The organism is Pseudoalteromonas sp. NEC-BIFX-2020_015 (assembly GCF_012952265.1).
Classification (GTDB): Bacteria; Pseudomonadota; Gammaproteobacteria; order Enterobacterales; family Alteromonadaceae; genus Pseudoalteromonas; species Pseudoalteromonas neustonica.
In genome coordinates this window covers 39,953-64,079 of record NZ_JABCJL010000030.1, presented here as the reverse complement: position 1 = coordinate 64,079, position 24,127 = coordinate 39,953, and the positions used below count along the sequence as shown (strand labels likewise).

22 protein-coding genes and 2 pseudogenes are annotated in these 24,127 nt (G+C 39.3%); 13 read left to right on the top strand and 11 right to left on the bottom strand.

Translation table 11 applies throughout. The annotated features are described in order from the left end of the window. Positions 1 to 379, bottom strand: a pseudogene (locus tag HH219_RS18510) (IS4 family transposase); the annotation flags it as partial. Between the two features lie 228 nt (positions 380 to 607). On the opposite strand from HH219_RS18510, the pseudogene HH219_RS22135 reads away from it, so the two are divergent. The 4 genes and pseudogenes from HH219_RS22135 to HH219_RS18485 form a co-directional block, all read left to right on the top strand. Next, positions 608 to 1,372, top strand: a pseudogene (locus HH219_RS22135) (hypothetical protein); the annotation flags it as partial. Between the two features lie 357 nt (positions 1,373 to 1,729). Continuing rightward, positions 1,730 to 2,959: a TerD family protein gene (locus HH219_RS18495; RefSeq protein ID WP_169328291.1), complete on the top strand. Its 1,230-nt coding sequence runs from the start codon at positions 1,730 to 1,732 to the stop codon at positions 2,957 to 2,959. Between the two features lie 663 nt (positions 2,960 to 3,622). Beyond that, positions 3,623 to 5,518 (top strand): S9 family peptidase, encoded by a 1,896-nt coding sequence (locus HH219_RS18490; protein ID WP_169328290.1) that lies wholly within the window; start codon positions 3,623 to 3,625, stop codon positions 5,516 to 5,518. Between the two features lie 227 nt (positions 5,519 to 5,745). Then, positions 5,746 to 6,087, top strand: coding sequence for a hypothetical protein (locus HH219_RS18485; protein WP_169328289.1), 342 nt, complete (start codon positions 5,746 to 5,748; stop codon positions 6,085 to 6,087). Between the two features lie 183 nt (positions 6,088 to 6,270). On the opposite strand, the gene metG is transcribed toward HH219_RS18485, so the two are convergent. Continuing rightward, a complete protein-coding gene (gene metG / locus HH219_RS18480) occupies positions 6,271 to 8,295 on the bottom strand; it encodes a methionine--tRNA ligase (RefSeq protein WP_054206500.1) in 2,025 nt (674 codons plus the stop codon). 176 nt (positions 8,296 to 8,471) lie between these two features. Between metG and apbC the strand changes: the two genes are divergently transcribed. From apbC to HH219_RS22430, 3 genes are all read left to right on the top strand, one after another. Beyond that, positions 8,472 to 9,551: an iron-sulfur cluster carrier protein ApbC gene (gene apbC, locus HH219_RS18475; protein ID WP_054206501.1), complete on the top strand. Its 1,080-nt coding sequence runs from the start codon at positions 8,472 to 8,474 to the stop codon at positions 9,549 to 9,551. 3 nt (positions 9,552 to 9,554) lie between these two features. Beyond that, positions 9,555 to 10,142, top strand: a complete 588-nt coding sequence (gene dcd, locus HH219_RS18470) for a dCTP deaminase (protein WP_054206502.1) — start codon at positions 9,555 to 9,557, stop codon at positions 10,140 to 10,142. A gap of 150 nt (positions 10,143 to 10,292) precedes the next feature. Next, the gene (locus HH219_RS22430) at positions 10,293 to 12,587 is read left to right on the top strand and encodes a GGDEF domain-containing phosphodiesterase (protein WP_169328288.1); all 2,295 of its coding nucleotides are present in this window, start codon (positions 10,293 to 10,295) and stop codon (positions 12,585 to 12,587) included. Here the strand turns inward: HH219_RS22430 and HH219_RS18460 are convergent. After that, a complete protein-coding gene (locus tag HH219_RS18460; RefSeq protein ID WP_169328287.1) occupies positions 12,538 to 13,317 on the bottom strand; it encodes a CLCA_X family protein in 780 nt (259 codons plus the stop codon). The two genes, HH219_RS22430 and HH219_RS18460, sit on opposite strands and share 50 nt — an antisense overlap. Further along, on the bottom strand, positions 13,314 to 13,919 hold the full coding sequence (locus HH219_RS18455) for a tRNA-uridine aminocarboxypropyltransferase (protein ID WP_054455646.1): 606 nt from the start codon (positions 13,917 to 13,919) through the stop codon (positions 13,314 to 13,316). The genes HH219_RS18460 and HH219_RS18455 overlap by 4 nt, the downstream gene beginning before the upstream one ends. 151 nt (positions 13,920 to 14,070) lie before the next feature. Between HH219_RS18455 and HH219_RS18450 the strand changes: the two genes are divergently transcribed. Continuing rightward, positions 14,071 to 14,415, top strand: a complete 345-nt coding sequence (locus HH219_RS18450; RefSeq protein WP_054206506.1) for an Hpt domain-containing protein — start codon at positions 14,071 to 14,073, stop codon at positions 14,413 to 14,415. Positions 14,416 to 14,510: 95 nt separating this feature from the next. Continuing rightward, positions 14,511 to 15,728: a pyridoxal phosphate-dependent aminotransferase gene (locus tag HH219_RS18445; protein WP_054206507.1), complete on the top strand. Its 1,218-nt coding sequence runs from the start codon at positions 14,511 to 14,513 to the stop codon at positions 15,726 to 15,728. Positions 15,729 to 15,786: 58 nt separating this feature from the next. On the opposite strand, the gene HH219_RS18440 is transcribed toward HH219_RS18445, so the two are convergent. The 4 genes from HH219_RS18440 to HH219_RS18425 all read right to left on the bottom strand — a co-directional run bounded on the left by HH219_RS18440 (position 15,787) and on the right by HH219_RS18425 (position 18,810). Further along, on the bottom strand, positions 15,787 to 16,254 hold the full coding sequence (locus HH219_RS18440) for a glycine zipper 2TM domain-containing protein (RefSeq protein WP_169328286.1): 468 nt from the start codon (positions 16,252 to 16,254) through the stop codon (positions 15,787 to 15,789). 113 nt (positions 16,255 to 16,367) lie between these two features. Beyond that, positions 16,368 to 17,003 carry a penicillin-binding protein activator LpoB gene (gene lpoB, locus HH219_RS18435; protein WP_054455652.1) on the bottom strand — a complete coding sequence of 212 codons (636 nt, stop codon included), beginning with the start codon at positions 17,001 to 17,003 and terminating at the stop codon, positions 16,368 to 16,370. An 11-nt stretch (positions 17,004 to 17,014) separates the two neighbouring features. Continuing rightward, positions 17,015 to 17,440, bottom strand: a complete 426-nt coding sequence (locus tag HH219_RS18430) for a YcfL family protein (RefSeq protein WP_169328285.1) — start codon at positions 17,438 to 17,440, stop codon at positions 17,015 to 17,017. Between the two features lie 8 nt (positions 17,441 to 17,448). Beyond that, entirely contained in the window at positions 17,449 to 18,810 is a 1,362-nt protein-coding gene (locus tag HH219_RS18425; protein WP_169328284.1) for an adenine DNA methylase, read from the bottom strand. Positions 18,811 to 18,983: 173 nt separating this feature from the next. Between HH219_RS18425 and HH219_RS18420 the strand changes: the two genes are divergently transcribed. The 4 genes from HH219_RS18420 to HH219_RS18405 are packed head-to-tail and all read left to right on the top strand — an operon-like array spanning position 18,984 to position 22,022. Continuing rightward, entirely contained in the window at positions 18,984 to 19,439 is a 456-nt protein-coding gene (locus tag HH219_RS18420; protein WP_054206512.1) for a hypothetical protein, read from the top strand. A gap of 52 nt (positions 19,440 to 19,491) precedes the next feature. Further along, entirely contained in the window at positions 19,492 to 20,331 is an 840-nt protein-coding gene (locus tag HH219_RS18415; protein WP_054206513.1) for a DUF692 domain-containing protein, read from the top strand. Further along, the gene (locus tag HH219_RS18410) at positions 20,324 to 21,097 is read left to right on the top strand and encodes a DNA-binding domain-containing protein (protein ID WP_169328283.1); all 774 of its coding nucleotides are present in this window, start codon (positions 20,324 to 20,326) and stop codon (positions 21,095 to 21,097) included. Before HH219_RS18415 ends, HH219_RS18410 begins: the two co-directional genes overlap by 8 nt. Positions 21,098 to 21,107: 10 nt before the next feature. Next, the gene (locus tag HH219_RS18405; RefSeq protein ID WP_054206515.1) at positions 21,108 to 22,022 is read left to right on the top strand and encodes a DMT family transporter; all 915 of its coding nucleotides are present in this window, start codon (positions 21,108 to 21,110) and stop codon (positions 22,020 to 22,022) included. Here the strand turns inward: HH219_RS18405 and HH219_RS18400 are convergent. The 3 genes from HH219_RS18400 to HH219_RS18390 are packed head-to-tail and all read right to left on the bottom strand — an operon-like array spanning position 21,955 to position 24,127. Next, positions 21,955 to 22,656: a M15 family metallopeptidase gene (locus HH219_RS18400; protein WP_054206516.1), complete on the bottom strand. Its 702-nt coding sequence runs from the start codon at positions 22,654 to 22,656 to the stop codon at positions 21,955 to 21,957. The two genes, HH219_RS18405 and HH219_RS18400, sit on opposite strands and share 68 nt — an antisense overlap. Continuing rightward, the gene (gene dapE / locus HH219_RS18395; RefSeq protein ID WP_169328282.1) at positions 22,653 to 23,783 is read right to left on the bottom strand and encodes a succinyl-diaminopimelate desuccinylase; all 1,131 of its coding nucleotides are present in this window, start codon (positions 23,781 to 23,783) and stop codon (positions 22,653 to 22,655) included. The genes HH219_RS18400 and dapE overlap by 4 nt, the downstream gene beginning before the upstream one ends. Next, positions 23,780 to 24,127 (bottom strand): ArsC family reductase, encoded by a 348-nt coding sequence (locus HH219_RS18390; RefSeq protein WP_054206518.1) that lies wholly within the window; start codon positions 24,125 to 24,127, stop codon positions 23,780 to 23,782. The genes dapE and HH219_RS18390 overlap by 4 nt, the downstream gene beginning before the upstream one ends.

The following is a 24,127-nucleotide window of genomic DNA, read 5'->3' as shown; positions in this document are numbered from 1 at the left end:
CATAGAGCGTTAAGCTTCTCCCATTCATTGGAATACTGGCGCGCAATACTTGAAACATCCCTTGTCCATTAATAGGTGACCAATCGACTAATATGATGGGGGACTTTTTATTTCCAATTAACTGCGCTGACATATAGTCATAAAAGAAAAGGCGCTCGCTGTGTAAGAGCGTGTTACCGATTAAGCGGTCAGCGCGTTTAATATCATTTTTCTTTGTTGTTTTTGATAGGCTTTTCAATCCTCTACCTAAATATGTCACAGACACACGTTGATCATGCATGCCAGAGTCAATGAAGGTAAATAACGTATTTAATCGAGTAGAGTGAATTTCAGGGTAGGCAGCAGCGATATCATTCTGTATTATATTTGTGATCTTCATGGCTATTGTTTTAAGTTGTTTTTGGCGAAGTAATTTGATCACAATTAGTCATGAAGGTCGATCCCCTTTACTCATCTTTTTTTAATTCATTTCGTGGGGATTCGTCAGGATTTAAACCAAATCAGAACGATGAAAACAACGATGAGATGAAAACAACGATGACACCCATCCTAAAGTTTATATTTTTTACTAACTTTTAATTCGCATGAAAAGTGACCCGCATGTTACATGGCAACTGCAAGGAAAAGTCAAATAAGTTTAGTTAATACAAATGTTATCACTGTATTTCACGTTGCGTTCGTCGTGCTTTCTTGTGGGGTGAAGATCGTTTTACAGGCCAGTCTTTTGAGCATCGCAGAGGCTGGGTTGATGATAAGCTGCTTGGATTAGCGAAGGTATTTTGCATTGATGTATGTGCCTGTGCAGTCATGAGTAACCAGCAAAATGTCAGGAACATTTAACAACAGCGCAGCTGGCCCGAAGGGCGAAAGTCAGGACGCCTGAAGTACACTCATTTAGTGCTGTATGTTGATGATAAAAAAGCGAATAGGCTAATGATAAAGCAATCATTCTGCGCTGGCATAAACTATGTAAAGGAAAGTTACTGACGCAAAAGTATGTGCAGGGTGAAAAACTGAGTAAAGCAGAACGCATTTTCTTTAATCAAACCGTAAAACAATACCGTGAACGGCTAGCAAGTATTAGCTGGTTTATGCGATTATTAAATGAATACATTGCCCGCAGAGCAAATAAAGAAGATAACTGTACAGGCCGATTTTATTCGCTGCCATCCATGGCACTCACCCTTCGGGTGGCCTAAGGCGTTCAAAGTTGTTCCTTACAACTTTGTGGGAAGGCCGCTTTAAATCACAAGCCTTGCTTGATGAAGTCGCACTCGCCGCCTGTATGGCCTATGTAGATTTAAACACAATCAGAGCAAAAATGACGCAAACACCGGGAAAATCTGACCACACCAGTGTACAAAAAGCATTGAATATTACCTCAAATAAACCACTCACACACCTGCAATACCTTCTAAAACGCCCATTAAAACAACACCAAGTCCTCTTTTTATATTTACGTAAAATCGAAGTAACCGATTGAACCAAAATAGGAACTCAGCTATGGTTGAACCATTAATAAAAATAAATTAAAAACGAGTTATTCTACAGGATCGTCAAGTGAGCACTAATAAACAGATTATGTATCAAGTTAATTATGGGTCTTCAACTTTAGAGTTCGAAGATCATGCTGCTCCTGAATAATTTAAGAGTGAGTATGGCCTTGGGATGGTATCTCAAGCCTTCATGTGGTTAGTGTGTAATGCATCACGATTAATAAGGAAAAATAATGATATCTGAGCTTATAAAAGGTGGTAATTGCACATTACCACGTTCTAATGGTACGATTTTAATTAAGCATTTGTCATCAACAGCAAGGGATATAAATTTAACTGCATTTTTACTTGATGAAACAGGGAAAGTAAAAAACGACGCTGGTATGGTATTTTTTAATCAACCTAGAGACGCTGATAAGATAGCGCAATTCATATCACCAATAGAGAGTAATGGTGTTACTACACATCAGATTAACTTTTCTCTTAATTCTGCATCGGATATAGCTAAAATAGCGATCACCTTAACTGAAGATAACGGTATTGGTTTTGAAGGACTAAATATAACGGCTGAAATCCATTGTGATGGCACTGTCACACAACTAGTGCCGCTTGCTTTTAATACTGAAAAAGGGGTCATCATTTCTGAAATATATAGTCGAAACGGACAAACTAAAGCAAGATCTGTTTGGCAAGGTTTTGCGACAGGACTGGCTGGATTGTGTTCGAATTATGGTATTGAAGTGGATGATGAAGTTGAACAAGTACCTAAAACGGTTGTAACGCATATATCTAAACCTGTAGCGAGAGTGAGTCCGAGTATAAGCTTGGAAAAAGTCAGTGGTAAAGTTGATCTATCTAAAGGCCGAAAGCCCATTATTATTGAAAAAACTGCAGAAATAACGGTATCAATATCATGGGATAGTAATACCGATTATGATGTGTATGCTTTGGTATATCTTACAAACGGACAGCAAGTTGATATAGCTATGTTCGGCGCAAAAGGTGTTCCAGTTTTACAAAACTATAAAGACGCCGTGTGTCACTTAGGTGATGAAGTTGGGACTAAACCAAAGCGCAGAGGCTTCTTCCAATCTGCGATTAAAAATACAATCTGCAAAGAAGAAATTAAGATCCGTTTAGATGACACTATTAAAGCCGTGGTGCCAGTTGCTTACTCTGCTCAATCTAATGGATCAGGCTCATTTAATAAATACAATGTGTCGATGTTAATTGATAACCATAATGGTACTGAAATTAGCATATCAGCTAAAAATGCAAGTAAGAATAATAATATCTATACATGCGTTCCCGGTATGATCACTAATACCCCAGATGGAGTCATTATTGCAGCCCTAGAATCGTATAGTGCCCCAAACTCTGAGAATAGACCTAAGTTAGAAATGGGTAGTGATGGTAGTATAAAAGTATTGATGGATCGTGGGCCTAAAAATAATTACAAATAATAATATTATTGGAACTTGCTACGCATTTTAAGCAATTATTTTAGCTTATTAATTTGGCTGTTGGAGCTATCCTACAGCCTTGCCATAGATAAATATGGAGTGGTTATCAATATCAAGTCTGTAACCTTAGCGAAAGAGAAATTGAGGTTAAACGAGGGATTGGTGTTGGTTCATTATAACTTGTATTACTCATAGGTTGTTTGCGGCCAATAGTTTTACTTTTTTAATTTATTTGGGCTCAATTTCCCGCAGCTTGTGGTCTAAAGGTTTTGACCTTCGGCTAATTAAGATACCCCTCTTCGCGAAGCGAAAAGCCTTAGCGCTGGGTAGCTTAATATTACAAGCTATTAGAGAATGTTTGAACAACACGCCATACGAATAGCACTAAAACTCACTTTCCACCGCAAATCATAATAGTTATATTCCCTTACTTTTCAATACTGTTAACTTAGTTGCTGTGTTTTCCACTCAACAGCTGTTTACCTTAAAAATGATATATTCACGCAGTAAAAGTAGGTGGACCAAAGCGACATGCAGTTTGTGTTGCATAATGTGATGGGGTAATTTTTTCATTTCATGAAACCTATTTGTCATCTCGCTTACTATTCAGTTGCCATTTTATTGTGTAACCTAAGCCGGATTTATTTTTGGAGGAATTTCGCGATGTTGCGAACGATATTATCTGTAAGCTTGGGATTGTGTGTAAGTATGGGGGCATATGCCAGTGAGGTTATGACCCCTGAAAAACTTTGGCAAGTAAAACGTGTGAGTGCGCTGGGTTTAAACCAAAATAAAACCCATATAATTTACAAAGTAACGACGCCAAGTGTTGAGAACAATAACTTCAATAGCAAGGTCTATCAAGTGCCACTAAAAGGTGGTGAGTCTCAGTTGTTAGAAGCCTATCAAGATCTTTTTATTGATAGCAGTATTTCGCCGGATGGCAGCAAAAAACTTCTTCATGAAAAAGTAAAACTAGAAAAGGTTTTGGCATCAGACAGATATAAAGAGCTTGGTCAAGCTAACGCTTATGTGTTTGATGATTTAAACTATCGCCATTGGGATACGTGGAAAGACGGCAGCTTTAAACATGTTTTTTATCAAGACTTAAAGACAGAAGAAAAAGTCGACATCATGAAGGACATGCCATTTGATAGCCCAACGTCACCATTTGGCGGTGCTGCTGATTATACGTGGGGACCCAAGGGCGAAAATATTTATTATGTCAGTAAAAAACTGACTGGTGAGCAGTACGTTAGCAGCACTAATACTGACATTTATCGCTACAACCTCGCTAGCAAAAAAACGACAAACATCACACAAAGCAATTTAGGTTATGATAAGTACCCCGCGTTCTCGCCAAAAGGCAACTTAGCATGGTTACAAATGGATGAGCCAGGCAATGAAGCAGATAAAAACGATATTATTGTTAAGGTGAAAAACCGTGACTTTAATCTAACAGAACACTGGGATGGCACCGTAAATAGCTTTAAATGGAGCAATGACGCTAAGCATATTTATTTTGTAGCGCCAGTTGACGGCACTATTCAGCTGTTCCAAGTATCTGTAAATACAAAAACTAAGCCGAAAATTATGCAGCTTACAAACGGCATGTTTGATGTAAATAGCATAGTTGCAGTATTAGATAATCAGCTTGTGGTAACACGTAACAGCATGAATGCCGCGCGTGAAATTTACAGATTTGATCTGGATAGCAAAAAGCTGACTGCGTTGACGAAAGAAAATGACACATTTTATGCCGATCTGGACTTACCCAATGTTGAAAAACGTATGGTAAACACCAAAGATGGCCAACAGATGTTAACTTGGGTTATTTACCCGCCTAATTTCGATAGAAGCAAAAAATACCCAACTTTACTTTATTTACAAGGTGGCCCGCAGTCTGCGTTATCTCAATTTTATTCTTTTCGTTGGAATTTCCAAGTAATGGCTTCACAAGGTTATATTGTGGTAGCCCCTAATCGTCGTGGTATGCCGGGTCATGGTGTTAAATGGAATGATGATATAAGCCAAGATTGGGGTGGGAAGGTAATGCAAGATTACCTTGATGCCATTGATGATGTAGCACAAGAATCATATGTAGATAAGTCTCGTATTGGCGCTATAGGTGCAAGTTACGGTGGCTATTCCGCATTTTATTTAGCGGGCAACCATGAGGGGCGTTTTAAAACGTTTATAGCGCATTGTGGTATTTTCGATTTACGCAGTATGTACGGTACAACCGAAGAGCTATTCTTTGTAAATAACGAACTAGGGGGGGCGTATTGGGAGGATAACGCCGCGACTAAAAAGTCATACGGTCAGTTTAATCCGATCAGCTATGTTGATAAGTGGGATGCACCTATGTTTGTTATTCATGGCGGCAAAGACTACAGAGTGCCGTTAGAGCAGGGTATTGCTGCTTTCCAAGCTGCAAAATTACGTGGTTTACAGAGCCGGTTTTTATACTTCCCTGAAGAAAATCATTGGGTGCTGACGCCGCAAAATGGCATTGTATGGCAGCGTGAGTTCTTTAAGTGGTTGGATGATACGCTTTAGCCAAAGCTAAACTTCGTTTAATAAAATGTCAGGGTCTAATTTTTACACTCTGGCATTTTTATTTGTATAGAGGATACTGCTGAGTCCCGTAAAATATGATAATGCCGATTGATGTATGAAATAAAGCAATCTATTGAATTTAAATGATAAATGATATATTTTATCGAGATAATTAAATCACAAGCGAGTAAGTCTATTTACTCACTAAGAACAAGGACAGTCGTATTTTGGACGAGATTAATATTTTTACGCCGGACTATTTTTTAGATCTTTTTATATTAGTGATAGCTATTTTGGTTAATTTTTATGTTTATTTTTCGTTGAAAAAAACATTTAAATTCAAAAATGATATTTATATATTACATTTCTCAAAGGCTTTTCTCTTTTTTGGGGTATCGACTTTGTTCAGCTTGCTTTCCTTTATTACAATAATTCTTATTGTTAGTATTGGGGTAGACAGTCAATATCTTGATATGTATGTAGATGTGCCTTACAACCTGGCGTTTATTGTTGGTTTGGTTTATTTATATCGAGGTGCGAAAAATATCAAAGTGCTTAGAGTTATCTAACGCAGTGATCGTAGGCTTGACCTACAAAAACAGTAAGCCTAAGTTAACAGGATGGAACACGAAAGGAATTGAAATAAGCAATACCCAATACCCAATATGAAAACCGATGACTCAGTGGCTAATCATTAAAAAAGCCGTTGTTTTTAAACAACGGCTTTTTAGTATTCGTAAGTCGAATTACATTTACATTACACGCATACCTGGCTCTGAACCATCGTCTGGGTTGAGAATGTAAATTTCTTTACCACCAGGGCCTGCGGCTAGCACCATGCCTTCTGACATACCAAAGCGCATTTTACGTGGTTTTAGGTTTGCTACCATTACAGTGAGTTTACCTTCAATGTCTTCAGGTGCGTAGGCCGATTTTATACCCGCAAACACTTGACGAGTTTCGCCGCCTAAATCAAGGGTAAGCTTTAGTAGCTTATCAGCGCCTTCTACGTGTTCTGCTTTAGCAATTTTAGCAACACGTAAATCAACTTTTGCAAAATCATCAAATTCGATTTCAGCAGCAATGGGTTCTTTTGCAAGAGGGCTGTTTGGATCTATTTTGTCTTTTGCTGCTAACAAGCTTTCTTTTGATTCTTCAACCATTTTGTTTACTTTATCCATTTCTACACGTTGCATTAACGGCTTAAATTTATTGATTGGGTGACTTATTAGCGCAGTTTGCGCGCCTTGCCATGATAGCTCGTCATTTAAAAACGCTTCTACATTACTTGCCATACCTGGTAACACTGGTTTTAAGTAAGTCATTAATACGCGGAATAAGTTAAGGCCAAGTGAGCACACTTGATGCGCTTCTTCTTGCTTGGCTTCGTCTTTGATTAATACCCATGGTGCTGCGGTATCAATAAATTGGTTGGCTTTATCAGCAAGAGACATAATTTCACGAATTGCGCGGCTGTAATCACGGTTTTCATAGTGCTGGGCTACAGTATCAGTGGCTGCTTGGAATTCGGCCAATAATTTTGGATCCATTACAGTATCACTTAATTTACCGTCAAACTTTTTAGTGATAAATCCGGCACAACGGCTGGCAATATTAACCACTTTACCCACTAAGTCTGAATTTACACGTAGGGCAAAATCTTCTAAGTTTAAGTCAAGGTCGGTAATACCGCTGTTAAGTTTTGCTGCGTAGTAATAACGTAAAAATTCAGGGTCTAAGTTATCTAAATAAGTACGCGCTTTAATAAACGTACCTTTTGATTTAGACATTTTAGCGCCATTAACCGTTACAAAACCGTGGGCGAATACATTGGTTGGCTTTCTGAATTTTGCGCCTTCAAGCATTGCTGGCCAAAATAAGCTGTGGAAGTAGATGATGTCTTTACCGATAAAGTGGTAAAGCTCAGCATCAGAGCCTTCTTGCCAAAATGCATCAAAGTCGATGCCTTGTTTATCACATAGGTTTTTAAAGCTGGCCATGTAACCAATTGGGGCATCTAGCCATACATAAAAGTATTTACCTGGCGCACCTGGAATTTCAAAACCAAAATACGGTGCATCACGGCTGATATCCCACTGTTGTAAGCCATCGGCAAACCATTCGTCTAGCTTGTTTGCCATTTCTTGTTGGATACTACCAGAGTGTAACCACTCTTTTAGCATGCCTTCAAATGCGGGTAAGTCAAAAAAGTAGTGCTCAGAATCTTTTAATACAGGCTCAGCACCTGACATAACAGAGCGCGGGTTGATTAGCTCTGTTGGGCTGTATGTTGCACCACAAGCATCACAGCTGTCACCATTTTGATCTTCAGACTTACAGGTAGGGCACGTACCCGTTACAAAACGGTCGGGTAAGAAAATGCCTTTTTCAGGGTCAAATAACTGTGAAATAGTGTGTTTTTTAATATGACCGGCGTCGTTAAGGCGATTATAAATCAGTTCACTTAATTCTTTGTTTTCTTGGCTATGAGTGCTGTGGTAGTTATCAAATTTGATATTGAAATCAGCGAAGTCACGTTGACGCTCAATACTGACATTTTTAACCATTTCTTCTGGCGTGATCCCTTGCTTTTGCGCATTGAGCATTATTGGCGTGCCATGAGCATCGTCGGCGCAAACATAATAAGCTTCGTGGCCTTGCAGTTTTTGAAAACGTGACCAAATATCAGTTTGAATATATTCCAATAAATGACCTAAATGTGTAGGGCCATTGGCATAAGGTAATGCGCTGGTAATGAGGATCTTTCGCTGTGTCATAATCATTCCGAATTGACGGTTCCAGTTAAGGAACGGATGAAAATCATAATATTATCAGCAAACCTAAAGCAAACGCCTTCAAGGCTAGCCGATTTTCATTAATTGACTGGTGTTAATGCCCTGAATGTTACATAATTCCGAGGCAATTTTCATCAAAGAAACACTATTTTATTGCTATGTTTGGACTGTCGAAACTATTCTCCTCTAAATCGGTGCAAAAACAACCGATTATTACTGCCTTAGCCGCTTATCGAAGCGCTGTTTTCGCTGTCGGCGTTGATGAAAAATTTATTAACGATGTTGAGCTGGGTAAAGATAAGTCATTGCTGATCAGCTTAACCTTGCCTTTTGCTGCGCAATCAGAAATGCCAGCAGTCGCAGCGTTTGTTAGCGAAAGGCTCAATCAGGTTGTTACAATTACAGCGTGTGTAGCATTGCCTCCCCAATGTAAATTTAAAAAAATTAAACATATTGTATTAATTGCCTCAGGCAAAGGTGGTGTCGGAAAGTCGACCACGGCGGTTAATATTGCAGGAGCGCTCAAAGCCGAAGGCGCCAAAGTGGGCATTTTAGATGCTGATATTTATGGTCCATCGATCCCGATGCTTTTGGGTTTAGTCGGCGCAGAGCCTTCTTCAAAAGACGATAAGCAATTAATGCCATTTGATGCGAATGGAATTAAGGCACAATCAATTGGTTTTTTAGTCCCTAGCGATGACGCTACTGTGTGGCGTGGCCCTATGGCGTCGGGTGCAGTTAATCAGTTGCTTAATGAAACTGCATGGGGCGAGTTGGATTATTTAATTGTTGATATGCCGCCAGGTACTGGCGATATTCAGCTAACGATGAGCCAAAAAGTACCCGCCAGTGGGACTGTTATAGTGACAACCCCACAAGATTTAGCCCTTGCTGATGCGCAAAAAGGCATTGCAATGTTTAATAAAGTTAATGTACCAGTGCTTGGCTTAATTGAAAATATGAGCCACTTTTTATGCTCACACTGTGGTGAACCAAACCATGTGTTTGGTAAAGATGGTGCAATTAAATTAGCGCAGCGTCACGGTGTTCCTGTGCTGTCACATATTCCTTTAGCGATCAATATCCGCGAATACTCAGAGCAAGGAAAATTAATTGCTCTGGATAATCAAACGACAGTCAGTAAAATTTATGCTGATACTGCGCGGTTGATTGCCAGTATGCTTTACTATCAACAACCACATCATGATTCAGTAGAAATCGTGATTACGGATGATTAAATAATGAGATTATCAGATACCCATATTAAAGAATATATTGCACAACAACGTATTATTATAGAGCCAAGCCCAACGGATGACATGATTTCAGGGGTGACGGCAGATTTACGTTTAGGTAATAAGTTTCGTGTATTTCAAGATCATACCGCAGCCTATGTTGATTTAAGTGGTCCTAAAGATCAGCTTAATAAAGCAATGGAATCGATAATGAGCGATGAAATAGTGCTAAAAGAGGGTGATGCGTTTTTTTTACACCCGGGTGAATTAGCATTAGCAATGACTTACGAAAAGGTCACGTTACCTGCTGATATCGTGGGTTGGCTTGATGGACGTTCATCGTTAGCGCGTTTGGGTTTAATGGTACATGTGACTGCACATCGTATTGATCCGGGTTGGTCAGGTAACATTGTATTAGAATTCTATAACTCAGGTAAGTTGCCACTCGCGCTGCGCCCGATGATGAAAATAGGCGCTATGAGTTTTGAGACAATGTCAGGACCTGCTGAAAACCCTTACAATACCCGTAAAGACGCGAAATACAAAGACCAAACTAGTGCTGTTGCAAGTCGCATTAGTGATGATAGTAATTAATTAAAATGAATACCAAAAAAGGCTTATCACTTGGTAAGCCTTTTTTGTTTCATTAAGATCAATGACCAATTTATTGGTAATTTTACCTAATACCACCATACTTCTATTGTAGTCAGTCGATTTTTCGCAAAATAATTGATAGCACTTGAGGTGAAAGTGAAGATAAACAACGGATTGGTTCAAATGTTAATGCTTGTGGTGGTACTAATCTTTAGTATTTATGCACCTAATAGCCATAGCGTGCCTGTGCAACGTTTATTGGATGTGCAAAATACACTTGCTATTAATAACCTAGTACATGAGGACTTTTTCAGTGATGTGAGAGGTTTATATATTCAGAAAAACCTTGCTATACGCTCCCCTATTTTTAAGAGCCAAGTGATTAAAAATCCACAATTGACTTATCTTACGTCAAACCAAAATCCGGCTTTAGAACTCGTAATAAATAATACGCTTTATAAAACGGTACAAAATAAGCCCGCTCTTCTTGGCGCTATAGTCACTATTTTGCTTTTGAACTTTGCTATTGTTGCTAGTTTGAATTTTTTACTCTATCGATTTAAATTCTTTTACCTTTTGGGTTATATCGGCTGTGCTGTACTCGCTTGTTTAGTAAGTGCGGGCTTTCAAAACCCAAATTTAGGGGATCAAACGTACACTGTATTCTCTTTGCTCTCATTGGCGTGTATGTGCCTTTATCTTGCTCATATTAGTTGTGAACAGCAGCTATTAAAGGCATATAAACAGAAACTTCACCCTACTTTAATAAGTATTAGCTGTGTGGCTATTATTTATAACTTGTTAGGTTATATAAATAGCCATTATGTGATGGCGGTTTGTTTTGCTGTAATTACAGGGCTACTTGTTCATTTGTTTTATAAATGGTGGCAGTTAAAAAAAATACATGGGGGCTTATCTCTTTTACTTTGGGGAGGCATATTTACACAAGCAGTAGCATGGTCACTCACACTCATAATGCTAACACCTCAATTTTTAGTTAATGATGTTTTTGCAATTTTTAACTCCATTATTTTAGTGGGTATTATTTTGGTAAAAGATCGTTCCCGTGTTGTGAAATATAATGAGAGTTTGACTCATGATGAAGACACAGGTTTACCTAATAAACAGCTTTTACTCAGGCGTTTGGCTACACAAGTTAAGCTTAAACAAGCGCACAGTTTAGTTTTATTTAGACCTGCTGCATTACTAAATAGCCGCGCTAACTTTGGTTATGGCCATGCAAACGAGCAAATTAAAGTTTTTATGCAAAAGTTAGCAGATCAACTTGCTGTGAATAATGCGCTTGGGATTGAATCAAAATTAAATGTGCGCCATTTTATTGCAAGGTTTGATGATGGTATTTTTGCTTTTATTATTCCGGGCTTACTTGAATTGAGTCAAATAGAGCAATTTGTGTGCGTTACCAATGGTGTATTTGCAGAAGGGGTTAATCATAACAATACACAATTAGTGGACCGCGTGGACTTTGGCGTTGCAAATTATCCATTGCATGCAAAAACGGGCAGTGAACTGATACAGCGAGGATTACAGGCTTTGAGTGTAAAACCTTTACATGGTGAACGCTGGCATATGTATAGTGCCGAAAGCTCTACAATTTCACGGCATAAACGAGCGATTGCATCAGCATTGAGAGAAGCAATTGATGAAGATCAGCTTAGCTTATATTTTCAACCTCAGATTAACCTAAAAACAGGAGAAATCCATGGTGCAGAGGCACTATTACGGTGGGAGCACCCTGTACTAGGGCATATACCGCCAGATCAATTTATTCCAATTAGTGAGTCAACGGGATTGATATCAGAATTGACCGAGTGGGTTGTCGCTGAAGCACTTAAGTGCCAAAGACTTTTAATTGAGCTTTATCCTGAACATATAATGTCGGTTAATATTTCTGCTAAAGACTTACTAAATAAAGATTTACCAGTATTATTTATTACATTAATGAATGAGTATCAGCTTGACCCTGAAAATATCATGTTAGAACTGACCGAATCAGCCACATTAGATGAAGGCATGAACATAAAAACAGCCTTAAATGATTACAGATTAATTGGTTTAAAAATTGCTATTGATGACTTTGGCACTGGTTATTCTTCATTAGCCTATTTAAGTAAAATGGGCTTTGATGAAATTAAAATAGACAAGCAATTTGTTATGAACATTGAATACTCTAAAAATGATCAAACGATTTGTCGTGCCACATGTGATATTGCAAGATCACTCGATTCATATGTGGTTGCTGAAGGCATTGAAGATAAAGCAAGCTTAAATAAACTCCAAGAATATGGTTGTCATGTTGGGCAGGGTTACTATTTTTCGCGACCTATGGCTTTTACACAGTACTTAGCTTGGTTATCAAAAAGTAGAAGTGTTTCTAAGGATGTTGAAACAGTCGTTGCCCCAATTGAAAAAAATAACTGCTAAGTGGTTCAATACAGTCATTACACATTTTCTGATCGGGGTAAATAAGTGTTGAATTAGTTATGCCTGATACGAGAAAGTGATTAACGATGTTTTTTTGATGGCTAATACAAGCCTCGAAACATCGTGCTGCAAGCTCTTCAGGCATGCTCATATAGAATTGCTGGTGCTGCTTATCAAAAACCATGCATTGATGTACATATTGATTGGCATTTTTCCCCTGATTATCTAAAAACACCCCCTTATAAAATTCACTTAATATAAGATTAATAGGGTGAGATTGAACGACACTGTGTTCAAGCCACAGTTTAGATGCAAAATGACGCGATGAGTGAAGTGGAAATAAGTGCTTAGTAATATGGTGATCAAAAGCATGAAACCATTCATGGGCAAGCGCGCCGCCGCCTGCATTTTTTGCTAAGGCTAAAGTGCGGGTACTACTATTATAATGTGCTTGGACATTTTGTTGCCCGCCATGGCCAAATGCAAAATTTAGGTTCCCTCTTAGGCCAATTGCAGTGGGTGGTATTTGTAAAATTTGTGCTAAATCTGCAAGGGCATCATAAATTAAATTGGCGCTCACTAATCGCTCTTCTTTGGTAACCCATTTACCAACCACCATGGTTTTAAATCCAAAGGTGTCACGAATTTCATTAAAGTCGACTTGATCCTCAAATCGGTAATCAGGGCCTTGACGAAAGAAACCCGCTTTTAATCGATTGGTATACGTCATATGGGTTGATAGCGAGCTTTAACATGTTCAGGCATAAACTGAGTTTGCTTTTTATTGAGTGATTCTAACATTGTGTACAGTGGCTGAGGATCTATGCTCTCAATAAGCGCTAAACTGTGTGCTACGGCTTCAAGCGTTGATAAACTGTCTAAGCGAGGAGCTTTACGAATCCTATAACGGTTTTTTGGTATTTCTTTAAAGCTTACTTTTTGAAAAGCGTTAAGAGAGGGGGTCATTTGCATAATTTTATATGCTTTTTTCCATGTTCCATCAAGCACGATAAGATGCGTGAGCGTTTTGCTAAATTGCGAGGTATTAGTTGTACTATCATCTAATAGCAACGCTGTTTTATCAGGGTATAGTAATGCTGTCGTTTGAATTGGTAGATCTAATATGCTCGTGAAGTCAGATTCACTTTCTCCGACTTTAATTTCACACTGTGTGAGGCTCAAAGAAAGTAGGCGAGCTGTATTTTTCGTCACTTTTATTTCACTAGGATGCTGTAAGATAATAACTTTTATGCTGTTTTTAAGTTGTGATATATCTTCACAAAGGCAGGTTGTTAGGCTAAATTTACAATGAGTACACAATAAACGAGACATAAAATAATCTATTTAGTAATTTGTTAGTTTGAAAACTCAGCAATTATACGCTTAATCACTTTTTTAAGTGGATTTTTTTCTCTATAAATATAAAGTAGGATTATTAACTAGTTACTTGTGATTAAAACACGAGTAAAAAAAGGATAAAAAAATGAACACGGTAATTATTGATGAAGGCGCGTTGGAAGGTATGGAGTCATTATTAGGCGAGCAGTTTGATGACACATTGATGTTTTGCTGCGCTGAATTTGAGCGCTTGGGAGGCGAGATTCTAGCCACAATCCATAGCGATGTCCCAACAGCGACTCGCCACGCCCATAGTCTAAAGTCTAATGCGGCACAGTTTGGTGCCAGTAGCTTATCTGATGTTGCACGCGATATTGAGCAAAGCTTAAATAATGGCGATTTATCTCAGGCAGTGGCGGCAACAGAACAGCTTGAAAGCCAAGTCGCAGGGGCTAAAGACAAGTTAACCCAATGGTTGCAAAGCCGTTAAAATAAAATGAATTTTTTTCAGTTTTATGATGCTAAATAGGCTGGTGTTTTGCCCCTTTACTAGGTTAGTCTAACCATTCACTAGTAGAGGTAAAAATGTCAGAAATTAAAAAGAGTCATAAATTACAAGGCGTTTGTTATGATATTCGTGGGCCGGTATTAGTTCAGGCGCGCAAAATGGAAGACGAAGGCCAAAAAGTTTTAAAATTGAATATTGGTAACCCTGCGGCATTCGGCTTTGATATGCCTGAAGATATGCACCGCGATATTATTCGTAACCTTTATTCAGCCCAAGGCTATTGTGACTCTAAAGGCCTTTACTCAGCCCGTGTGGCTATTTATCAGCACTATCAGCAACGTGGTTTGTTCAATTTAGATGTTGACAATATATACATTGGGAATGGGGTCAGTGAATTAATTCAAATGACTACCCAAGCTTTACTCAATAATGATGATGAAGTGCTGATCCCTGCGCCTGATTACCCATTATGGACTGCGTCAGTTAAGTTAGCAGGTGGCAATCCAGTTCATTATTTATGTGATGAAGAGCAAGATTGGTTTCCTGATATTGCCGATATTCGCAGTAAAATCACATCAAAAACCAAAGCGTTGGTTTTAATAAATCCAAACAACCCAACAGGTGCTGTTTACGATGATGCACTATTACAGCAGTTGATAGATGTCGCTCGTGAACATAAGTTACTGTTGTTGAGTGATGAAATTTACGAGAAAATTTTATATGACGGCATTACGCATAGCTCAATTGGCGCATTGTGTGATGATGTACCAATTATTACGTTCAACGGCTTAGCAAAAACTTACCGAGCTGCAGGCTTACGAATGGGGTGGATGGTATTAAGTGGTCGCACCGATTTGATGGATGATCTTCGTAAAGGTCTAGATATTCTTGCATCAATGCGGTTATGCGCAAATGTACCAGCACAATATGCCATTCAGCAAGCTCTAGGTGGTGTCCAGTCTATTGATAGCCTAATTGATCCTGGTGGGCGCTTATACGAGCAAAGAGATATTGCATGGCGTGGCCTAAACGCTATTGAAGGTATTTCGTGTACTAAACCAAAAGGCGCACTGTATGCGTTTGCCAAAGTAGACACCGAGCGCTTTAATATCAAAAATGATGAAAAAATGATTTTAGATTTACTCAAAGCCGAGAAAATTTTATTAGTACACGGTAGGGCATTTAATTGGCCAAACCCAGATCACTTTAGATTAGTATTTTTACCTAATAAAGATGACTTAAGTGTGGCGATGGGGAAAATGCAGCGATTTTTTAATGGTTATCGCCAAGGCTAAATGCAAAGCCTATTAAAAAAGCGAGCTAATGGGCTCGCTTTTTGGTTTTATTAGTCACTTAGAAGGCTTTATCTACGCGCACGGTGTTGTCTGATAGGTAAACTAAGCGAACATCGTCACCAGTGCTAAAGTGCATCTGATTATCTTTATCTTGAACCACCATAAATTGTTCACCGTTCTCAACACGGATCATTAACTCAACTAGGTGGTACTGCTCATAGTAGCTACTGCGTTGCTTATTATGCGCAATATTACCACCAATTACAGATCCTAAAATGGTTGCAGCTGTTCGACCGCTTCCGCCACCAAATTGGTTACCTATAACCCCCCCAAGCAATGCACCACCAAAGGTTTTCCAGCCGCTACTTTTGTCTTGTACTAACTCTTGTTGCGTGATGTTACGAACAGACTTTACTTCGCCAAATAACACTTGCTGTACAGGCACCGCTTTGTTTCGCTCATAGGCTGCAAAACTTGGGCTACTGGCAAGTAGTGTACAAATAAATGCTAAGGTTAGAGTTTTCATAACGCATTTCCCAGACTGTTTTCAAAACAAATAATTAAACAGCGATATTTATAGTGAGCAGATAGCTAATTATCAGTCGCTATAATGGCTAGTTAATAAGTTTTTGTTGATTTTTACCAACCAAATGTTGATTTTTCGCGTGTTTTACGAATTTCAGTTTCGTCAGCCCACTCTACTAAACCGCTTTTCAAATCCATCAAACGCATTGTAAATTTGTAATATACATCGGCTTTATCTTTATTCGATTTTACAATACTTGAAAGGTTACCGTACAGCATGTACTGAGCACCGACTTGTTGACCAAATGCGATGGCTGTAGATGGATTAACTAATGCGTCGTCATTTTGAAAATTAAGTTGCTCTCGAACAGCTTCTACACGGGTCATATCAACAAAGCGAAATTTACCGCTGCGGAGTAATTGTGTAGAGATTGAATCAGTAATTGATTCGCTATCAATATGCTCACTGGTTTTGTTTTTTATACGTTCAACAAAAACGATTGGGCGACTATTTGCCGTCATTGTGCCAACAACCGGTGAAGCAAGTAATGAGTCAGTCATTTGACTGGCTACTTTTTGCAGGTCGGTTGATCCAAAGTTAATATCGGTTGTTTCTACTGCTTGTGCATCGCCATAACTAACGACGGCTTTGTTTGCACAACCACTAAGCGCCAAGGCACTTAGGCCTATTAAGGCATAGCCAGAGAGTGCTTTTAAAGATGGCTTGTTAGGTGTGTTTACTGTGTTCATTATGTTTTCCTTTATTCTTTAAATTCTTGAGCTTGTGTCGATACTTCGCGCACAGCAAGTGAAAATGTAACCGCTTCTTGTGTAGGTGCAAGCCCAGGCAGTTGTATATTGGCTAAGCCAAATAAAGTAAGCGCCTGCCAAGGTGAGTGATTTCCTTTAATAACAAACCCATCGCCATCAAACCAGGTAAATTGATACTGTAAGTATTGAGACTTTTTGTATTGGCTTGAAAGTGTAACAACCACATCAGTGAGTTGATTTGTTTGGCGTGTTTTTACGTCGCTAATAACTAATCGCTTACCAAGTTGTGGGTTATTTACTTTGAGTTGTTGCTGATATTGCGCAGATGCGTCCTCTACAGCAATTCCCGATGTAGTGGGTCTGCCAGCACATGCTGTAAGTAAAGACACCGCTAATAAAGGCACTAGATATTTCATGGCTGCTCCTAAAGTTGCACTACATGGTAATTAAAATAGTTATTAATAGAGGTTAGGTAAATTAAGGTTAACCCTTGCTTACTAACCGTGAAATTTATATTTTTATGACCACTTAATTGTAAACTGTGGTCTCCTGCATTTAGTTGTGTCCGCGCGACACTTATTTGGTTTGGTAATGTTAGCCAGCTTCGTGTGTCTGCTTGCTCTGACGCCAAATTGTAAAGGTTTGCTAATATATTCCCAACATCACCGCCACTGCGAGCAAGTTCAGCACGCACTTTTTCTTTGGCTATAAGCCTTAATACTTGTCTTGAAACTCGCGCTGGTGTTTGTTCTTCAAGGGTTTTGGCTGCCAATGCTTCAATTCTGACTAATGGACTCAATGCTAACTCCTGATCACTGACACTGATATTGCTGTAACTTGGAGTAAATGCTTTATCTTTATATACAGGCATTGCTAAGCTATAAAAACGCGCATCCCCGCGTGATGTATAAATGGGCAGCCTGAGGACAAATTCATCCTTTTGTGCAACTAAACCTTGCTCCATGAGAATGACAACTTCGCCCCCATTAGTTCGACTGTTTAATTGCCCGAAGCGCTGTGTATATTGCTCATAATCTTGTTCAAATCCTTGCTGTTTAGCTAGACGCATAACATCTTGCTGTAAATATGGATTATTAGGGTTAATCTCTAAGGCTTTTTTATAATCTATATACGCATCATCAAATTGCTTATTGGATTGATAAAGTAATCCAGACAAATAAAATGTGAAGGCATTTTGATAGCCATTTTTAACATCCTTTATTAACGCATCCATACTTGGGTAATGTTGCTGTGCTTCTTTGGCAACGGCATCAAGTACATTGCCTTGTTCAGCGAGCGCGTCTATTTGTACTTTATTTGCTCGACGAACTTCAACTAACGCACCTTCAATATCTCGCTTGTATATGAAATTAAGAGCTTTATAACTATGCAGCATGCTCATTTCATAGGGAGCAGGTACATAACCTATCACCGAGTCATTCGTCAGTAATGCACTTGTTTGCTCAAGGCCTGCGCTTAATTGCAGCTTTGCAGCTTGACGCTTAGTTTCCATCTGCTGATAAATTGACTCATAATAATTTTGAGCTGTATCCTGTTCACTATTTAAATCACTTAATCGTGCGCTTTCTAATTGATTTAGTAGGTAATTGCTATGGTTTTTTCCATTACTCGGTAACAGTTTTTGTGCTTGCGCCATATTATTAGAGTTAACTGCGTGGCGCACAGGAGCCATTTGATGAGCGTAATGGCTAAAGAGATCATTAAAACCAATGCTACTGCATCCTCCTAAAATGAAACAAAAGCTAAATAAAATACTGCGCTGCACATGGCACTCCTTTTATTAATTCAATATAGATTAGCATAATCTTTTGATTGGTTAATGATAAACAATGTAAGAAATCGTAGTAACTATTTTACATTTACTGCACTAAGCTGAAATAGATCAGCGATGTGAGCGGTCTTGCTGTTTGAACAATTAAATAATCAGAGGAATAAAAAATGAAAAAATTTACTGGAGCAGCAATGGCCGTGATGGTTGCAGGTTTAGTTGGCTGTAATAGCACAGAAGCAGACACCTCAGCAGCGTCGGTTGCAAATATGAATTCAACAACAGACTTAGTGCATTGTTACGATGTAAATGTGTGTGGCGGTCACAATGACTGTAAAACGGCAGATAATGCCTGTTCTGGTCAAGCATCGTGCAAAGGCACTGGCTTTGTGGCAATGCCATCGAAAGCCTGTGGTGATGTTGGTGGTGCAATTAAAGATAAATGGGTTGGGTCTGTTGCTCAAACGGATTTAGTGCATTGTAATGACGTCAATGTGTGTGGCGGCCATAATGACTGTAAAACAGCTGATAATGCGTGTGCAGGTCAAGCATCATGTAAAGGAACTGGCTTTGTTTCAATGCCCGCTAAATCATGTGGTGATATTGGTGGCTCTGTCGATTCATAAATGGGTTGTAATAATCTAGGTGGTATTACCGCCTAGATATGAAAGGATGTATATGAAAGAGCAATTTTTAGGTTTTGGTTTGGGTTTGCGGGCACCCCATTTAGAACAAATAATTACAGAGAAACCAGCGGTAGATTGGTTTGAAGTTATTTCTGAAAACTATTTTGTAGCGGGTGGTAAACCTTGGTATTACTTAAATAAAATTCGTGAAAATTACCCCGTAGTTATGCATGGTGTTTCGATGTCGATAGGCTCAACAAATGCGTTGAACATTGATTACTTGAAATCATTAAAAGAAACAATTGCCCGTGTTGAGCCACAGTGGGTATCTGACCATTTATGTTTTACCCAAGTGGGAGATATTAATAGCCATGACTTATTACCTATGCCCTATACACAAGAATCGCTTGAGCATTTAGCATCGCGGATCCATCAAGTACAAGCGTATTTAGGAACTGAGATGATTTTTGAAAATGTCTCAAGTTATCTTACTTATAAAGAATCTCAAATGACTGAGTGGGATTTTTTAGCAGCTTTACATCATAAAACAGGTTGCCGCTACTTAATGGATGTAAATAATGTTTATGTCAGTGCACGTAATCATCAATTTGATGCGATGACGTATTTAAATGCAATACCAAAAAAAGCGATTGCACAAATCCACTTAGCAGGACACCAAGATTTTGGTAGCCACATTATAGATACGCACGATGAAGATGTGTCACCGCCGGTGTGGGATTTATTTACTCGCTATGCTCAGCAGTTAGGGCCAGTCAGCACCATGATTGAGCGCGATGATAATATCGGCACATTAGAGGCGTTGATTAAAGAGTTGGATCAGGCTCGCGAATTAGTGCAGCCTTTTTGGCAAGGTATGGCTAAAAATGAGTGATTTAGCACAATTACAGCAACACTTTATGGCGTTACTTCAAGGGACGAGTGATAAGCTTGCAGATCATATAACCGAGCAAGGTGAATTAAATACCAATCAACGTTTATCTATTTATCAAAATGCTTATAAAATTCGTTTACGTGCAGTGATAGAGCAAGATCATGAACAGTTAGGACGTTATTTAGGAGATGACCTATTTGAACTAATGGTAGAGGGATACTTGCAATCTTTTCCATCTAAATTTACGTCATTAAGAAATTTTTGCGATCAATTACCGCAATTTTTAAGTACCACGGAGCCGTTTATACAGCATCCTATATTGGCTGAAATAGCGACTTTTGAACGAATGCTATTAACTGCATTTGATGCAATGGATGCTGCGCATTTACGTGTTGAAGCACTTGAAAGCATTGCACCTGAAAACTGGCCTAGTTTGCAGTTAGTATTACAGCCTAGTGTACAATTAGTGTGTTTTAATACCAATGCGGTTGAATCATGGCAGGCACTTAAAGAGCAACAGTCACCGCCTGAACCTCAGCATCAATCATCAAAATGTTGGGTTATAGCGCGGGATTTACAGCGCCGTACACAATATGTTTATGTTGATCAACAAGAGTTCCGTTTATTATCGCTGATAAAAAAGCAGACACCTTTTGCGCAATTATGCCAATCCTGTTTAAATGAACTAGAGCCATCGCTGATCGCGGGTTTCTTAATTGAAAAAATTAACAGCTGGCTTGAAAGAGGTTGGTTAAAACAATTCTAAAGGGTAATTTTTGAAAGCAATACTTTACACACTGCTAGCTTTAATCGCTTTTGCTGCCAACTCATTGTTGTGCCGAATTGCACTTGCCAATGGGTATATAGATGCGTGGAATTTTACGGCGCTGCGCTTATTAAGTGGTGCGTTATGTTTGGGAGTCATTCTTTTGTGGCAATCAAAATCATCCCTGCGTTTAGTAAACACTGAATACGCGCCGGACAATGGCAGTTGGCGCAGTAGCATTAGTTTAGTTGTGTATGCATTGTGTTTTTCGCTTGCTTATATTGAGTTAGATACAGGCAGTGGGGCGTTAATATTATTCAGTGCTGTCCAATTAACGATGATTGGGTGGGGGATCATAAATAAAGAGCGCTTAAGTGCGATTCAATGGGCAGCATTTATGTGTGCGTTGATGGGATTTATTTATCTCATGCTCCCTTCAGCAACAGTGCCTTCAGTTTTACCTGCTGTTCTTATGTGTACAAGTGGTATTGCATGGGGGGTTTACAGTATTAGAGGTAAAGCATGCAAGTCACCACTGCGTGCTACATCGTATAATTTTTTTAGAAGCGTGTTGATACTGCCCGTATTTTTTATTGTTGGTTTCGCTAGTGTGGCACAATTGAATTGGCAGGGAATTGCGCTTGCATGCGCGTCGGGGGCATTAGCATCTGGCATCGGGTACAGTATTTGGTATATTGCATTGCCACTTTTAAAAAGCACACAAGCTGCAGTTGTACAATTATGTGTGCCAGTGATTGCAGCTATTGCAGGGGCAATATTTTTAGATGAGGTATTATCAGCGCGTTTTATTATTGCCAGCGCCTTTATATTAGGCGCTGTGATGGTATTTTTACTTGCTAAGCAACCGCAGAGCTTACATTCAACACATAGCGCTGATAAAGCATTGGCAGATGAGTCAAAATAGCGTCTTTTCCTAGTAACTCACTGTTATTTATCACATCTCTTAGTGCGGTGATATTTAAATGTTGCATTAGCGTTGTCGAATGTTTTACATGGCTGATGTGCCAAGGTTCAGGCGCAACGCCGCCTAAATCAGATTGATATGGGCGGTAAAAACCATACAGAGCGAGGTTTTTATCAAGCCAACGAGTGAGCGCTGAAAAAGGCCCACCATCTTGATACTCGTGCGCTTCTAGTTGTAATCGGTAATCAGCGGGAACGGCTGCTTTATCAAAAATATCGAGATCAGTCCCGAAATGATGCCTACTTGTACCCGGTAGCGCAGAGTAAAGCATAATAGCGTGGCATTTTTCAATGTCGGTTAGACTCGTTAGATCAACGACTTGTTGCTGTTTATTTAATACTGGGCGCTGGCCACTAAATTTTGCATTCCAAATGTGTGCTTGGCGCTCAAAACTTCGAAAACTAGAGACTATCGCAAGCTCAAAGCCAGCTTGCGCAGCGGCTGCTTGTAGTTGGTTAAAATCGACAATAATCTCTTTATGCAGTTTATGAGCGTTATGTTCACTGAGTAACAACTCGCTTTGACCGCAAGCGCAATCGCTGAGCTGCTGAGATGAGAGTTGTTGATAAATCATGTTAATAATTGCTCTAAAATTTGCTCGTAAATATCGGCCAAGGCAATAAGATCGTCAGTGCTTACACACTCGTTTACTTTATGGATAGTGTCATTACGAGGCCCAAGTTCAATCACTTTTGCGCCCGTTTGCGCTATAAAGCGCCCATCCGATGTACCACCAGTAGTTTCAAGAGCTGTATCTACACCAGTCACTGATTTAATCGCCGCAACTGTGGCATCAATTAGTGGGCCACCTTCTGTGATGAAAGGCTGGCCATTCACAATCCAATTTAACTCATAGTCAAAATCATATTCGTCAAGAATATCAATGACGCGTTGCTGTAATTGTTGATGGGTGACTTCAGTGCTAAAACGAAAATTAAACTGAATCTCTAATTCGCCAGGAATAACATTTCCAGCCCCAGTGCCGGCATTAATATTTGAAATTTGAAAACTAGTGGCAGGGAAAAACTCATTCCCAGTATCCCATACAGTTTGGCTTAATTGAGTAAGTACAGGGGCTGCAATATGGATAGGATTTAACGCCAGTTGCGGGTAGGCCACATGGCCTTGTATTCCTTTTACGGTTAAAAAGCCTGTAAGTGAACCTCGACGGCCATTTTTAACGACATCACCAAGTACATCACGTGATGAAGGTTCACCAACCAAGCACATGTCAATTTTTTCACCACGGGCTTCTAATGTGTCTATAACGCGGGTTGTGCCATTAATAAAAGGGCCTTCTTCATCAGAGGTAATCAAAAATGAAATAGAGCCTTTGTGATCTGGGTGTTTAGTTACAAATCGCTCTGTTGCAACAATCATGGCCGCTAATGAACCTTTCATATCGGCTGCGCCACGCCCATGTAACATGCCCTCTGTTATCAGGCCTGAAAAGGGAGGGTGCTGCCAGTTTTTTTCCGGTCCCGTGGGGACAACATCAGTGTGACCAGCAAAGCAAAAATGCGGAGAGCGATCTCCTTTGCGCGCCCAAGTATTAAGGGTGTCTGTAAAAAACAGTGATTCAATATTAAAACCTAGCTTTGCCAGACGTTCATTCATCATCGCTTGGCAATTAGCGTCTTCAGGGGTGACTGAGCGCTTTTGTATAAGATCTTGAGCAAGTTTAATTACGTGATCATTCATAACGCAAAAATCTCATCATATTGAGCCGCTTTATAGCCTAAGTGGTAGTTACTGTTATGGATAAGTACAGGGCGTTTGATCATAGCAGGCTGCTCAACTAAAATAGCCAAAGCGCTTTGCTTATCTAAATTTTCTTTTTGCTCATCAGATAATTGGCGATAAGTCGTGCCGCGCTTATTTACCAGATCTTGCCAATCAATATGTTGTGCAAATTCGCTCACCATTTCATGAGATATTCCGTCTTTACGGTAATCATGGAACTTAAAATCAATGTTGTGATCGGCTAAATGTTTTTTGGCTTTTTTGATGGTGTCGCAGTTGCTAATACCGTAAAGAGTGGTCAT